This is a genomic window from Microbispora sp. CA-102843, assembly GCF_050936215.1.
Taxonomy (GTDB): Bacteria; Actinomycetota; Actinomycetes; order Streptosporangiales; family Streptosporangiaceae; genus Microbispora.
Genome location: NZ_JBNJNF010000001.1, coordinates 7,520,416 through 7,534,741, shown reverse-complemented (window position 1 = coordinate 7,534,741; position 14,326 = coordinate 7,520,416). Strand labels below are relative to the sequence as shown.

12 protein-coding genes are annotated in these 14,326 nt (G+C 71.0%); 10 read left to right on the top strand and 2 right to left on the bottom strand.

The window, feature by feature from the left end:
* Positions 1–103: 103 nt before the first annotated feature.
* On the top strand, positions 104–1,513 hold the full coding sequence (locus ACQEVJ_RS34855) for an NAD-dependent malic enzyme (protein WP_433113156.1): 1,410 nt from the start codon (positions 104–106) through the stop codon (positions 1,511–1,513).
* A gap of 102 nt (positions 1,514–1,615) precedes the next feature.
* Complete coding sequence (locus ACQEVJ_RS34850; RefSeq protein WP_433108567.1) at positions 1,616–2,191, top strand: YqgE/AlgH family protein; 576 nt, start codon at positions 1,616–1,618, stop codon at positions 2,189–2,191.
* A gap of 87 nt (positions 2,192–2,278) precedes the next feature.
* Here ACQEVJ_RS34850 and ACQEVJ_RS34845 read toward each other — a convergent pair whose 3' ends face one another.
* Positions 2,279–3,688 (bottom strand): cellulase family glycosylhydrolase, encoded by a 1,410-nt coding sequence (locus ACQEVJ_RS34845; protein WP_433108565.1) that lies wholly within the window; start codon positions 3,686–3,688, stop codon positions 2,279–2,281.
* A gap of 289 nt (positions 3,689–3,977) precedes the next feature.
* Here ACQEVJ_RS34845 and ACQEVJ_RS34840 point away from each other — a divergent pair, with 289 nt between their 5' ends.
* Entirely contained in the window at positions 3,978–4,985 is a 1,008-nt protein-coding gene (locus ACQEVJ_RS34840) for a leucine-rich repeat domain-containing protein (protein ID WP_433108562.1), read from the top strand.
* A 15-nt stretch (positions 4,986–5,000) separates the two neighbouring features.
* On the opposite strand, the gene ACQEVJ_RS34835 is transcribed toward ACQEVJ_RS34840, so the two are convergent.
* Complete coding sequence (locus tag ACQEVJ_RS34835; RefSeq protein ID WP_433108560.1) at positions 5,001–5,642, bottom strand: TetR family transcriptional regulator; 642 nt, start codon at positions 5,640–5,642, stop codon at positions 5,001–5,003.
* Between the two features lie 135 nt (positions 5,643–5,777).
* On the opposite strand from ACQEVJ_RS34835, the gene ACQEVJ_RS34830 reads away from it, so the two are divergent.
* From ACQEVJ_RS34830 to ACQEVJ_RS34800, 7 genes are all read left to right on the top strand, one after another.
* Entirely contained in the window at positions 5,778–7,343 is a 1,566-nt protein-coding gene (locus tag ACQEVJ_RS34830) for a DHA2 family efflux MFS transporter permease subunit (protein WP_433108558.1), read from the top strand.
* A gap of 87 nt (positions 7,344–7,430) precedes the next feature.
* Positions 7,431–7,691: a DUF3039 domain-containing protein gene (locus tag ACQEVJ_RS34825; RefSeq protein ID WP_030510937.1), complete on the top strand. Its 261-nt coding sequence runs from the start codon at positions 7,431–7,433 to the stop codon at positions 7,689–7,691.
* A gap of 71 nt (positions 7,692–7,762) precedes the next feature.
* Positions 7,763–9,034 (top strand): M43 family zinc metalloprotease, encoded by a 1,272-nt coding sequence (locus ACQEVJ_RS34820; RefSeq protein ID WP_433108556.1) that lies wholly within the window; start codon positions 7,763–7,765, stop codon positions 9,032–9,034.
* 150 nt (positions 9,035–9,184) lie between these two features.
* Positions 9,185–10,273, top strand: coding sequence for a hypothetical protein (locus ACQEVJ_RS34815; protein WP_433108554.1), 1,089 nt, complete (start codon positions 9,185–9,187; stop codon positions 10,271–10,273).
* A gap of 365 nt (positions 10,274–10,638) precedes the next feature.
* Entirely contained in the window at positions 10,639–11,232 is a 594-nt protein-coding gene (locus ACQEVJ_RS34810) for a hypothetical protein (RefSeq protein WP_433108552.1), read from the top strand.
* A 302-nt stretch (positions 11,233–11,534) separates the two neighbouring features.
* The gene (locus ACQEVJ_RS34805; RefSeq protein WP_433108550.1) at positions 11,535–12,122 is read left to right on the top strand and encodes a hypothetical protein; all 588 of its coding nucleotides are present in this window, start codon (positions 11,535–11,537) and stop codon (positions 12,120–12,122) included.
* A 290-nt stretch (positions 12,123–12,412) separates the two neighbouring features.
* Positions 12,413–14,170 carry a DEAD/DEAH box helicase gene (locus ACQEVJ_RS34800; protein WP_433108548.1) on the top strand — a complete coding sequence of 586 codons (1,758 nt, stop codon included), beginning with the start codon at positions 12,413–12,415 and terminating at the stop codon, positions 14,168–14,170.
* Positions 14,171–14,326: the final 156 nt, after the last annotated feature.

Below are 14,326 nucleotides of genomic sequence, written 5' to 3'. Positions count from 1 at the left end.
GTCCAGCCGGATGCGCGAGCGCGGCCGCCACGCGGAGGCCGCGCCCCACTGGAGCAGCCGGGCGAGCACGGCCAGGCAACACCCCGCAAAGGAGCGGATAGACGTGGCCACCGTGCCCAGCGTGTCCTACTCGATCACCGTGCGCCTCGAGGTGCCCGCAGGGGGTAAGGCGGTCAGCCTGCTCACCCACGCGGTGGAGAACGCGGGCGGCGTGGTGACCGCCCTCGACGTGACCAACGCCGGTCACGAGAAGCTCCGCATCGACGTGACGTGCGCGGCCAAGGACGCCGACCATGTGCAGGCGATCGTGGACAGTCTCGGCGCGGTCGAGGGCGTCGCGATCCACAAGGTCTCCGACCGGACCTTCCTCATGCACCTCGGCGGCAAGATCGAGATGCAGTCGAAGGTCCCCCTGCGCAACCGTGACGAGCTGTCGATGGCGTACACCCCGGGCGTGGCGCGGGTCAGCCTGGCGATCGCGCGCAACCCCGAGGACGCCCGCCGCCTCACGATCAAGCGGAACTCGGTCGCCGTCGTCACCGACGGTTCGGCCGTCCTCGGCCTCGGCAACATCGGCCCCGCCGCCGCGCTGCCGGTGATGGAGGGCAAGGCCGCCCTGTTCAAGCGGTTCGCCGGCATCGACGCCTGGCCCATCTGCCTCGACACCCAGGACGTGGACGAGATCGTCGCGACCGTGCGGGCCATCGCTCCGGGCTTCGGCGGCATCAACCTGGAGGACATCTCGGCGCCGCGCTGCTTCGAGGTGGAGCGGCGGCTGCGTGAGCTGCTCGACATCCCGGTCTTCCACGACGACCAGCACGGCACCGCCATCTGCGTGCTCGCTGCGCTGACCAACGCGCTGAAGGTCGTCGGCAAGGAGATTTCCGAGGTGCGGATCGCGATGGCCGGCGCCGGCGCGGCCGGCACCGCCGTCCTGCGCCTGCTGCTGGCGGCCGGAGCGAGGAACGTCGTCGTCTGCGACTTCCGCGGGGCGGTCCACCTCGGCCGCGACGACCTCGACGACTCGCTGCGCTGGATCGCCGAGCACACCAACAGCGAGGGGTACGGCGGCGACCTGCGCGGCGCGGTCAAGGGCGCCGACGTCTTCATCGGCGTCTCCGCGCCGGGGATCCTCACCGGGGACGACGTCGCCGCCATGGCGAAGGACGCGGTGGTGTTCGCGCTGGCCAACCCCGAGCCGGAGGTCTCCCCGGACGACGCCCGCGAGCACGCGGCGGTCGTGGCCACGGGTAGGTCGGACTACCCCAACCAGATCAACAACGTGCTGGCGTTCCCGGGCGTGTTCCGCGGCCTGCTCGACGCCCAGGCGGACGGCGTCACGCCGGAGATGCTCCTCGCGGCGGCCCGCGCGCTGGCCGCGGTCGTGACGAGCGAGGAGCTCGGTCCCAACTACATCATTCCCAGCGTCTTCCACCCCGACGTGGCCAACGCGGTGGCGGCGGCCGTACGGGAGTCGGCGGGCGGCAAGGCGCGCGGCTTCACCGAGGCCTAGGTCGATTCTCGGGCGGTGACGTCGCCATCACGTTAAGTAATATGACGCGGCAAACCGGGGTCGGCGTACACGAATCCGCAATCCTCCCTCATGATGGGATGTATGGCGGAGGCGATCTACGTCGGCGGGTTGCTTGTAGCGACGCCACTGCTCGACGACCCCAACTTCCGGCGTAGCGTGGTGCTCGTCCTGGAGCACGACGAGGACGGCGGCACCTTGGGTGTGGTGCTCAACCGGCCCAGCGAGATCGCCGTGACCCAGGTCTTACCTTCCTGGGACGCTCTGGTCACGGGTCCTCCGGTGCTGTTCGAGGGGGGCCCGGTGCAGACGGACAGCGCGCTCGCCTTGGCCGTCGTGCTCAGCGGCGAGGAGCCGCTGGGCTGGCGCCGGCTGCAGGGCAGGGCAGCGGTCTCGCGCCTCGGCACGGTGGACCTCGACGCGCCTCCGGAGATCCTGGCAGGGGAGATCTCCCAGATGCGGATCTTCGCGGGCTACGCGGGCTGGACCGCGGGGCAGCTCGAGAACGAGCTCCAAGAGGGCGCCTGGTACGTCGTGGACTCCGAGCCGGGGGACACCTTCCACCCGAACCCGGCCACGCTGTGGCGCACGGTGCTGCGCAGGCAGAAGGGGGACCTCTCACTGGTCGCCACCTTCCCCGACGATCCCCTGCTCAACTGATTCCCCGGCACGCCCCGCCGGGCCACGCGGCGACACGCGGAGGCCGGGCGCGGCGAGCGCGCCCGGCCATGAGTGACACGCCGCGTCTCAGCTCGCGGTGCAGCTCACCGCCGGCACCGAGTTGGTGCCCTTCCAGGAGCCGAGGAACCCGAACGAGGTGGACGCTCCGGCGCCGAGGCCGCCGTTGTAGCTCACGTTCTTGGCGCTGATCGACGATCCGCTCGACGTCACCGTGGCGTTCCACACCTGCGTGATCGTCTGGCCGTTGGCGTACGTCCAGGTCACGGTCCAGCCGGAGACGGCGCTGGAGCCGGCCTTGACGGTCACCTCACCCTGGAAGCCGCCGTCCCACTGGTTGGTGACCGTGTACGTCGCCGAGCAGCCCTTGGCGCCGCCGCTCGGGGACGGGCTGGGGCTCGGGCTCCGGGACGCGCTCGGCGAGGCGCTGGGGGAGGCGCTGGGGGAGGCGCTGGGGGAGGCGGACGGGCTGGGGGACGGGCTCACCGGCGGCTGGCCGCTGTAGATCGTCGCCTCCTTGGCGGTCGACTTGATGCCGTTGGCGCCGTTGAAGAGCCGCTGGCCCCACGAGGTGAGCTGGTTGACGTTGAAGTTCGTCACCTGGTCCAGGTATTCGACGCCGCCGCCGTTGCCGCTCCAGGACCAGCCGAGGTAGCCGACGCCCCGCGACTGGGCCTGCGACATGATCGTGTCCTCGTCGGGGTCGCCGTCCGAGTGCATGTTGCCGAACTCGCCGATCACCAGGGGCAGGCCGGCGGTCTGGAACGCCTGGAGGTAGCCGGTGATCTCGGCCGCCGTGTCGAAGACGCCGTACATGTGGATCGAGAAGACGGTGTTCTTCTGGGGGTCGCTGTCGAAGACCGAGGCGGCGTTGTCGCGCATGACGAACTGCCAGTCCTGCCCCCAGTTCGGCGCGTCGACCATCAGCAGGTGCTGGAATCCGGCCGCCCGCATCCTGCTGATCGCGCTCTTGGTCGCGCTGGTCCAGGCGGACGGGCTGTTGTTGCCGTACGGCTCGTTGCCGATGTTGATGACGACGTAGTTCTCCTGGCCGGTCAGCACGCTCTTGAGGCCGACCCAGTAGTCGACCGCCTGGTCGAGCGTGTACGCGCCGCTCTGCTCGCCGTAGCCGGTGGTGTCGTGGTTCTCGAGCACGCAGATTAACCGGTTCTGCTTGCACAGTGAGATGACGTTGGCGACGTCGCTCGCCGAGTTGGCCGTCCAGCGGCCGCCGCTCAGCACGACGCGGACGGTGTTCGCGCCCAGGGACTTGATGTTCGCGAACGAGCTCGTCTGGCTCGCGTACCAGGTGTGGGCGTGGCTGGTGCCCCGCATGACGAACTGGTTCCCGTTGGCTTCGAGAATCTTCGTGCCGCTGACGTGGAGTCCGGTCGCGGCCTGCGCGGTCTGGGTCATCGCGATCACCGACATCAGGAGGGCGAGGAGGGCCGCGCCCGCGGCGATGAAACGTGTTCTCATTCTGTACCTCGGGTGGGGGGAGACGACGCCTTGGGGAGCGCCTCACGCACGATAGGCAGGGGGAGCCGGGGGCGTACAGGAGACGGCTCTCGCGTGGTCATCGACGGGCCTGCCTTCACTGAACCGGTTCGGCAGGGCGTGCCACCGGACCAGCGCGATCTCCCGCCGCGGGCCCTCACCTGGGCCGCGTCATCCCGATGAAACATTCAGTCGCCACACCGTTCCTCCGGCCCCGGTCGCGGCCGCGGGATGTGCCGGGGCGGACGGGTGATCTGTACAGTCGGCTGCCGTGCCCGATCCTCGCGTGCCCGATCTCCGCGTGTCCGAACCCGGCTGGGCGCCTCCGGGCGCCGTCCGGTTCGCCGGTGGTGTGCCCGTCGCCTTGGTGGCGCCCGATGCGGGGCTGCCGTCGCTGCCCGCGGCCGTGGGCGACATGGCGACGCTGCGCCACATCGACCTCGACGGGAACGCGCTCACGACCTTGCCCGGCTGGATCGGGCGCCTGGAGCGGCTGCTGGTCCTGCTGCTCTACGGCAACCGGATCGGGGCCCTCCCGCCCGAACTGGGCCGTCTCGCCACGCTCGAACACCTCAGTGCCGGGCGCAACGCGCTGACCGCGGTGCCGGACGCGCTGTGGCGGCTGAGCCGGCTGCGGTCGCTCAACCTGGCGGAGAACGAGATCGCGGACCTTCCTCCCGGCCTCGGCCGCCTCCGCGAGCTGCGCATGCTCGACCTGGGGCACAACCGGCTGCGCGAGGTGCCCGCGGAGATCGGCGACCTGCCCGGCCTCACGGACTACCTCTACCTGAGCGACAACGGGTTCACGTCGGTGCCCGCCTCGCTGGGACGGCTCGACCGGCTCGGCTATCTCAACCTCGCGGAGAACCGGCTGGCCGCGCTGCCGGAGACGATCGGCGGCATGACCGGCCTGCACGAGTTGCGCGTCCACGACAACCGGCTGGCCGCGCTGCCGGAGACGATCGGTCGCCTGAGCGGGCTGCGCGAGCTGCACCTCAGGAACAACCGCCTCGCCGCGCTGCCCGAGGCGATCGGAGGGCTGCGCGCGCTGCGTCACCTGGACCTGCGCGGCAACCCCCTGGAACGGCTGCCCGACTCCGTCGTACGCCTGACGGAGCTGACCCACCTCGACCTGCGGGCGACCCGCCTCACCGCGCTGCCCGGCGGGCTGGCGGAGCTGCCGCGGCTGGAGAAGCTCGACCTGCGCTGGATCAAGTTCGACGAGGTCCCCGCCTGCGTCCGCCCGCTGCGCGAGCGCGGGTGCGTCGTGCTCCTGTGAGGACGTGCCGCGGCGTCAGCCCGCGGTCGAGGCGGGCTCGGCCGCCCCGGTGCGTACGGGCAGGTCCCAGCCGGGACACAGGGAACGCTCGGCCAGCGCGAGCAGGTCCTCCAGCCGCCGTGCCAGTGCGGCGGGGTCCTGCGTGCGCTCGTCGAAGCAGGCGAGGGCCACGCTGACGAAGACCGACACGATGAACTGCGGCTGCAGGTCGCACGGGTCCGCTCCGAGCCTGCGGGCCACCTCCGCGACCAGTTTGCGCTCGTTCTCCTTGACCAGCCGCATGGTCCCGGCCAGCAGGGCGGGCGTGCAGTGCACGACCTTCTGGCAACGCAGGTACCTGCCTGCTTCCGTCCCATCCGCCTCTCGTAGGATCTGCAGTAACGAGCGCATCGCCTGGCACAGCGCCGTGAACGGGGACTCCGACTCGGGGCGTGCGGCCAGCTCGGCGAGGAGCATCCGCTGCTCGTCGGCGGTCAGCGAGAGCGCCACGTCCTCCTTGGAAGCGAAGTACCGGAAGAAGGTCCTGGGCGAGACCTCCACCTCGGCGGCGATCTGGTCGATCGTCGTCGCCTCGTAGCCCCTGGTGAGGAAGAGATCGAGGGCCGCGTCGATCAGAGCGTCCCGCGTCCGCTGCTTCTTGCGCTCGCGTAGACCCACGGCGGTCACCTCCTCGAAACTGCCGGTTCACAAACTCTCAGATGTCACCGTATGTCGGATAAAAGGATTTGTCATCTGTCATCGACTGACATAAATTGCTGCAGGTTGACACAGTGGTGCTAAGGGGGAATCTCCATGACTCAAGCCGTATCGGTGGATGCCGACGCGCCTCCAGGACGAGGCCAGGGGCATCCATGGCTCACGCTGCTCGCCGTCTCGCTCGGCGTCATCATGGTCATGCTCGACGGCACGGTCGTGGCGATCGCGAACCCGGTCATCCAGGTCGAGCTGAAGGCGACGCTGGCGGACCTGCAGTGGGTGACCAGCGGTTACCTGCTCGCGCTGGCGGTCTTCCTGATCACGGCCGGCAAGTTGGGCGACCTGTTCGGGCACAAGCTCGTCTTCCTGATCGGCGTCGTCGGCTTCGCGCTGACCTCGCTCGCCATCGGTCTGTCGTCCTCGATCGGCATGCTGATCGCGCTGCGCGTGCTGCAGGGACTGTTCGGCGCGCTGCTCCAGCCCGCCGCGCTCGCGTTGCTCCGATCGGCGTTCCCCGGTGAGAAGCTGAACATGGCCATGGGCGCGTGGGGTGCGATCATCGGCCTGTCGAGTGCGGCCGGCCCGATCGTCGGCGGTCTCCTGGTGGAGAACGTGAGCTGGCAGTCGGTGTTCTTCATCAACGTGCCGGTCGGCGTGGCGGCCCTGGCGTTCGGGCTGTGGGCGTTGCGGGAGAGCAAGGCCAAGATGCTGTCCAGAGTCGACTGGCTCGGTGTCGTGCTGCTGTCCGGCGCGATGTTCGCGCTGGTGTGGTCCATCATCAAGGCCCCCGAGTGGGGCTGGGGCGACGCCAAGACGCTCGGCTTCCTCGCCGCCGCCGTGGTGGTCGGGGCCGTGTTCCTGTTCTGGCAGTCGAAGGCGAGCGAGCCGCTGCTGCCGCTGAGCCTGTTCCGCAACGCCTCGGTCTCGATCGGGACCGTCCTCATGATCCTCATGTCGTTCGCGATGTTCGGCGCGATGTTCTTCCTCACGTTCTTCTTCCAGGGCGTGCACGGGCTCACACCGCTCGACTCCGGCCTGCGGATGCTGCCCATGAGCGCCGGCATGATCGTCGCCTCGCCCATCGCGGGCATCCTCATCGGCAAGCTCGGTCCGAGGATCACCATCGCGGGCGGCATGGTGATCAGCGCCTTCGCGATGTTCCTCATGTCGCGGCTCAGCGTCGAGGCCGCCTTCGCCGACAGCGCGATCCCGTTCGTGCTGCTCGCGTTCGGCCTGTCGCCGGTGTTCGTCGGCGCCACGGAGATCATCGTGGGCAACGCGCCGGAGGAGCTGAGCGGCGTCGCGGGAGGCGTGCAGAACTCCGCGATGCAGGTCGGCGGCGCGCTCGGCACCGCCATCCTGGGCGCGATCGTGTCCGCCAAGGTGGCCGACGTGCTGCCCGGGTACATCGGCCCGGCGGCGGCCGCCGTCCCGCCCGCCCAGATGGAGGGCCTGAAGGCCCTGGCCTCGGTGGGGCAGGCCCCGCCCGGCCTGACCGGCCCCGTGGCCAAGACGCTGGCCGACGCGGCGCACCTGTCCTTCATGGACGGCCTGCACCTCGGCTTCGTCGTGAGCACGGCGGTCGCCCTCGTCGCGGCGGCCCTGGCCCTGTTCGTCAAGGCCGGGCGCAAGACCGAGGGCGCCCCGGTCCACATGGGCTGACGCCAGGCCCGTTCCGTACGGCTCCCGCCACCCCGGCGGGGGCCGTACGCGCGTCCGGGCCGGGGGGTGTCTGCTCGCTCAGTAGACTTGGTATCCGTGAGCGGCACGAAGATTCTTCCCGAGAGCGACGTAACACCCCGGCTCTCGCACGGCGACGGTGACCACGAGCGCTTCTCGCACTTCGCCGACAAGAACAAGATCACCGAGAGCTACGTGACCGGTGCGCCGGTGCGGGCCCTGTGCGGCAAGGTCTGGGTGCCCAGCCGCGACCCGAAGAAGTACCCGGTCTGCCCGGAGTGCAAGGAGATCTACGAGGGGTTGCCCAAGGGCGAGCCGTCCGGCGAGTGAGTGTCGATACGGGATCATCGCCTCCCCGACGGCTAGGGTCTGCCTTCTGACCAGCCGTATCGGGGGAACGAATGGTTCGGCGACCCATCGCCGTCTTCCTTGCATGCCTTTACGCGCTGGGCGGCGCCTGCGCCGCCCCGGCGTCCGCCGCCTCCCGGGCGACCGGTGGTCTCACCGGCATCGGGCTGCGCGGATCGCCGGCCTCCCGGCCGGACGCCTGCCTCGCCCGCCACGCCGCTCCGCAGCGCCGGCACGGCGTGGGCGCGCTCACGCACGCCCTGGAGCCGCGTGAGCCGGGGCCGGACGAGGTCGCCCGGATGTCGGCCGACCTGGCACGCAGGCTCGGCACGGCGCCGCTGGGAGACCCGGCGCAGCCCAGAGACCCGGCGCAGCCCGGAAGCCCAGCGCAGCCGGGGGGCACGGCGCAGCGGCGAGAGACGGCGCCACCGGCGGTCACAGCGCGACCGGGGAGCGCCGCGAACGGCCGGCCGAGCGCTCCCGGGACCGTCGAGCGGATCACCGTTCCGGTGTGGGTGCACATCATCAGGGACCACGCGCTCGGCCTGCCCGACGCCGCCGTCTCCCGGCAGATCGCCGTGCTGAACACCGCCTACTCCGGCGGGTACGGCGGGGCCGACACCGGTGTGCGCTTCGAGCTCAAGGGCATCACGCACACCGACAACCGGAGCTGGTTCCGCGACCCCCTCGGCTACGAGGAGCCGATGAAGAAGAAGCTGCGGGTCGGGGGTCCCGAGACGCTCAACCTGTACATCGCGCAGCTGAGCCGGCTCGTGCTCGGCTACTCCACCTACCCGTACTGGTACGACGACGAGCCCGTGCTGGACGGCGTGGTGATCGACTGGCGGAGCGTCCCCGGCGGCCCGCTGCGCGACTTCGCCAGAGGCTTCACGGCCGTGCACGAGATCGGCCACTGGCTCGGCCTGCTGCACACCTTCGAGAACGGCTGCAAGGCCCCGGGCGACTCGGTGGACGACACCCCCGCCGAGGCGTACCCGACGACCGGCTGCCCCCCGAAGAAGGACACCTGCCCCGCCCCCGGCGGCGACCCGATACACAACTTCATGGACTACGCCCAGGACCGCTGCATGCGCGAGTTCACCGCGGGCCAGGGCGTACGCGTCCACCAGATGTGGGACGCCTATCGCCGCCCGGCGCCGCAGGGAGCCGACGCGGGACTGCAGAAGGCCGCCGCGGGGCTTCAGGGGGCCGCCGCGGACGGCGGCGGGGAGGGCCCCGTGCCGAGCCTCGCCGCACAGGGCCCTGAGAAGCCGGCCGACGACATACAGGGCGATGAGGAATCCCCAGGAGGAACAGGGCGATGACGAATCGGCCGGAGCCGTTGACGTGGCGGCGCGGGTGTGAGTAACTCCACAGCAGCGTTCATGGTCACGAAGCCTCGCGCCCGGCCCTGAGCGCCGAGACGCTCGCCGGTTACGTCCCATGCGCCCGGCCAGGCCGCCCGGGGAGGCTTTGTGGATGACCAGTGGATGCGCCGGGTCTGGCCCCCCGCCGAGGAGGAGTCCCCGCCGTCCAAGGAGGGTCCCACCCGCCCGTACGGCGCCCCGGGCGGGTCGCCGCGGTCGTCCTCCACGCCGTCAGCGTCCCCCCAGTGGCCCACACGGCCGTACGGCGGCCCTGAAGCCGACCGGGACTTCGGTGAGGAGAGCTTCACCCGTGCGTATCGCCTGCCAGGCGACGTGACGGAGGAGGGGCCGGCGCCTTCCGAGACGCCGCGGGGCGCCGGGGGCGGCTTCACCACCCGCCCCTACCGGATGCCGGGGACGGACGAGGCGGGGCGGGGAGCCGCGCGCTCATCGGAGCGGCCCGAGGCGACGGGGGGCGCCGAAGGGGGTTTCACCCGTCCGTACGGCGCGCCGGTCGCGGAGCGGAGCCAGGCGGACCGCCCGGCCTGGCCCTCACTGGGCCTGGAGTCGCCGGAGCCCGAGGACGACCTGCCCCCCTCGGCTCGCCGCTACCGGGCGCCGGACACGCCTCCCCGCCCGATGCCGCGGTGGCTGAAGCGCCTTCTCGTCGGCGGGCTCGCGCTGGTCTGCTCGGCCGCCGTCATCGGCGCGGTGGTGGTCACGGTCCTGCACCGGGCCGAGAGCGCGCCTCCCACGGTGATCCACGACCAGATCGCCGGGGTCGCCTACACGTTGCCGCCGGAGTGGCGCGAGGGCGTGGTCGCGCCCGTGACCGGCTTCACCTCCGTCGCCGCGCACGGGGACAGCGCCACGGTCATGGCCCGCCCCGGCGACCCGGTGGACCCGCCCAACCTGCGTTCGGCCGTCATCGACCTGAGCGATCTCTACACGCGGCTGCTGCTGCACGGAGACAAGGTCGAGGTGCTGGACGACCGCGCGGTGACCGTCGGCGGGCGGCCCGGGCACACGCGGGCCGTCCGGGCCGAGTACACCGACGTGGTGAACGAGCCCGCTTTCATGCGGGTGACCCTGCTGACCCGGCCGGACGGCGGCAGCACGGTCCTGCTCGGGCTGGCCCATCCCGACCGTCCCCAGTCGCGCGCCGAGATCGAGGGCCTGATGTGGGGCGCCCGCTGAGTCCGCGCGTGGTCCGTTCCTCCCGTACGCCATTCGGCGACGGCGCCCGCCGGCCTTGTGAAAGCTTCAACGGCGTATTAGCCGTCGAAGCAGGATAGGTGCGGGCATTTCGACCCGGCGCTTCGCCGCCCCCGTGCCGTCGAATGCCCATAAAGGCGCGTCGGCCATGTCTCGGCCCTTCGGCACCGATATAGCGGGAGATTCCGGTATCGCCGGAACGGCTTTGAGATAGGCGTGACATCTGTTTGCCGCCATCCGATAAGTGGCGCGCTGCCCGCGTTTCCCCGGACAGGTATCTTCGAGGTCGCATCGCACGAAAACGCGGTGACCCGAAAGACCAATTCTCACCTTGGGGGGAAATCAAATTGGTTTCTCATAAGAGCGGCTCCGCCTCTGGTTCGCGTGGCGCCGGTCGCCTGCTGATGTGGTCCGCCGCGGCGGCGGTGACCTGTGCGACCGTGGGGCTGTCGGGCTCGATCGCGGCAAATGCCACCCCGGCGAAGACCACCCCCGCCACGCAGGCGGCGACCAACCCGGCGGGGGAGAAGGACAAGAAGCCCATCCCCTACCCGCGTCTCGACAGCGCGAACGTCATCACCACGTTCACGATCGGCGCGAGCTCCGTGGCACCCACGAGCTCGACGACGTTCACGGGCTCGGCGCGCAGGGGCCGCGTCTTCGTCCAGGACGGCACGGACTGGGCCGACCTCACCTCGGTGTTCTCCCCGGGCTACCTGTACGACGTGACGCTGGCCCCCTCACCGAACACCGCCTTCTCGCTCACCGGCGGTGTGCTGACCCGGCTCGGCACCAGCGGGATTCCCGTGGGGCTGCTCAGGGTCACGGTGCGCAAGGCGGACGGCAGCCTCTACTACTCCGACTGCAGCGTCTCCAACACGAGCGGGGCCTCCACCCTTCCGCTGGTCGCCAGCCACTGCACCGCCCCGACCCGTCTGTGACGGTGGACGCGGCGAGCCCACCGCCGATTCCAGGGCGGGCGATAGCCGCCCGTCAGGAAAAGGCCCGAAGAAAGACCTCAAAGGCGGCCGCGGCGATCGTCCGGCGCCGCCTGACAGTGCCCGCCTGATATCTGCCGCGAGCCCTCTTCTTCGCGAGAGGCAGCTCCGGGCTCCTTCGCCCGGAGACGCGGTGACCTGAAAGACGAATTCTCACCATGGGGGAAAGTCAGTTGATTACTCGTAGGAGCGACTCGGCCTCTGGTTCGCGTGGCGCCGGGCGCCTGATGCTGCGGTCCGCCGCGGTGGCGGTGACTTGCGCGTCCGTGGCGCTGTCGGGCGCCGTCGCGGCGAGCGCGGCCTCGGCGAAGAGCACCCCCGCCACCCAGGCGGCGACCAACCCGGCGGGGCAGAAGGACCAGAAGATCCCGTACCCGCGCCTGGACGCGACGAACATCGTCACGGCCTTCAACAGCCGCACCGAGTTCACGGCCCCTGACTTCAACACCGTCGTCGGCGAGCTTCTCCCGACGCGGAGCAACGAGTACACGGGGTCCGCGCGGCGGGGCATTCCGTGGGTCTACGACGCCAACAACAACCGCTGGGTCAACCTCTCCTCGGTGTTCGGCAAGGGCTTCGTGTACGACATCGCCCTGACCGCGCCGCCCAGCGCGCCGCTCGCGCTCACCGGGAGCAGCCTCCAGCCGATCCTGCTCCCGAACACCGGCGACCCCGCGGGCCTGCTGAGGGTCATCGTCCGGAAGGCGGACGGCTCGATCCACCGCAGCGACTGCACGGTCTCGCGGGCCACCGACGCCAGTTCCCTGGCGTACGGCGAGATCCCGCTGAGCACCGTCAACTGCACCGCCCCCACACGGCTGCCCGCCGGGTGACGGCCGGTCCTGCCGGGTGACGAACAGGGCGGGCGATCCTCGGGGCTCATCGGCTCCCGAGGGCGTCCGCCCTCGTCGTCGTGCTGCCGGTGCCGGGGGAGGGCGACGCCGATTCCCCAGGGGCGGAGCGGGACCGCGGCGGACGATGTGGCCAGTGCCACACCCGGCTATTTCGGACCACCCTGCGTGTGGGCGGCACGTCTTGTCGGTCGGGCGGGCTACTCTGAGGGCACTGTGAGGGAGCGAACCGATAGAGACACCAGTGTGCTGACGAGTTCGGGGAGGCGTCGTTGAGCGTTTCGGCCGCGTCCCACCTCTCCCCGTCCTACCCCGACAGAGCCGCCTGGGGCACCGCCCCCAAGCTGCGCGCCTGGCAGCAGCAGGCCTTCGACCTCTATTTCGATCGTGAGCCGCGCGACTTCCTGACCGTCGCCACCCCCGGCGCCGGCAAGACGACGTACGCGCTGCGGATCGCCAGTGAGCTGCTCAGCCGCGGAGTCGTGCGCGCGCTGACGATCGTCACCCCCACCGAGCACCTCAAGCGGCAGTGGGCCGACGCCGCGGCCCGGGTCGGGATCAGCATCGACCCCGAGTTCAAGAACAGCCAGGGCGCCACCTCGCGCGACTACGTCGGGGTCGCGGTCACGTACGCGCAGATCGCGATGCATCCGGCGCTGCACCGGGCCCGCACCGAGGCGCGCAAGACTCTGGTGATCTTCGACGAGATCCACCACGCCGGCGACGCGAAGTCGTGGGGCGACGGCGTCCGCGAGGCGTTCGAGCCCGCGACCAGACGACTCGCGCTGACCGGCACGCCGTTCCGGTCCGACGACAGCCCGATCCCGTTCGTCACCTACGTCGAGGACGGCGAGGGGGCGATGCGGAGCGTCTCCGACTACTCCTACGGCTACGGCCCGGCCCTGGGCGACGGCGTCGTCCGGCCGGTCATCTTCCTGGCGTACTCGGGGGAGATGAAGTGGCGCACGCGGGCGGGCGACGAGATCGCCGCCACCCTCGGCACGCCGCTGACCAAGGACCAGCTCTCGCAGGCGTGGCGAGCCGCCCTCGACCCGAAGGGCGACTGGATTCGCCAGGTCATCCACGCGGCCGACCGGCGTCTCACCGAGGTGCGGCGGGGCGTTCCCGACGCGGGCGGGCTGGTCATCGCCTCCGATCACGAGTCGGCGCGCGCCTACGCCCGGCACATCCGCACGGTGACCGGGGAAGGGGCCGAGGTCGTGCTCTCCGACGACCCGGGCGCGTCCAAGAAAATCAAGGATTTCGGCGCCTCCGACCGGCGCTGGCTGGTCGCGGTCCGGATGGTCTCCGAGGGCGTGGACATTCCCCGGCTGTGTGTCGGCGTCTACGCCACGAGCACCTCGACCCCGCTGTTCTTCGCCCAGGCCGTCGGGCGTTTCGTCCGCGCCCGCAAGCGGGGTGAGACCGCGTCGGTGTTCCTGCCCTCGGTGCCCGTCCTGATGGGCCTCGCGGGCGAGATGGAGGCCGAGCGTGACCACGTGCTGGGCCGCCGCCGAGACGAGGACGGCCTCGACGACCTGCTGCTCGAACAGGCCCAGCAGGAGAAGAAGCAGCCCGACGCGCTCGGCGACGAGCTGCCCTTCCAGACGCTGGAGGCGTCGGCCACCTTCGACCGGGTGCTGTTCGACGGCGGCGAGTTCGGCACCGCCGCCGCGCCCGGCTCGCCCGAGGAGGAGGACTTCATCGGCCTTCCCGGCCTGCTGGAGCCCGACCAGGTGGCCTCACTGCTGCGCAAGCGCCAGGCCGACCAGCAGGCGGCCAAGCGCAGGACCAAGAAGGGGAGCGAGGACAGCGCCCCCGCCCTCGCGCCGCACGAGCAGCTCGCCGAACTCCGCAAGGAGCTGAACGGCCTCGTCGGCGCGTGGAACCACCGCACCGGTCAGCCGCACGGCGTCATCCACGCCGAGCTGCGCCGCGCCTGCGGCGGCCCCGCCATCGCCCAGGCCACCGCCGAGCAGGTCCGCGAACGCATCGCGATGATCCGCAAGTGGGCCACCCAGCGCAGGTGACGCCGCCGTCGTAGGTCCTCCGCGTGGTCTGGCGAGACCCAGGGCGGCGTGCCGCCCTGGGTTTTCGCCCTGGTGAAAGCAGGAGATCAGGAGGAGCCGCGGAGACACGCCCCGCGTCCCCGGCCTGACGGGCGGCTACCGGCTCGCCCGCGGTGC

What these genes read in the sequence shown, in the direction of transcription:
- ACQEVJ_RS34820 (WP_433108556.1), top strand. Translation starts at nt 7,763, where the DNA reads ATGGTTCGGCGACCCATCGCCGTCTTCCTTGCATGCCTTTACGCGCTG.
- ACQEVJ_RS34850 (WP_433108567.1), top strand. Translation starts at nt 1,616, where the DNA reads ATGGCGGAGGCGATCTACGTCGGCGGGTTGCTTGTAGCGACGCCACTG.
- ACQEVJ_RS34830 (WP_433108558.1), top strand. Translation starts at nt 5,778, where the DNA reads ATGACTCAAGCCGTATCGGTGGATGCCGACGCGCCTCCAGGACGAGGC.
- ACQEVJ_RS34845 (WP_433108565.1), bottom strand. Translation starts at nt 3,688, where the DNA reads ATGAGAACACGTTTCATCGCCGCGGGCGCGGCCCTCCTCGCCCTCCTG.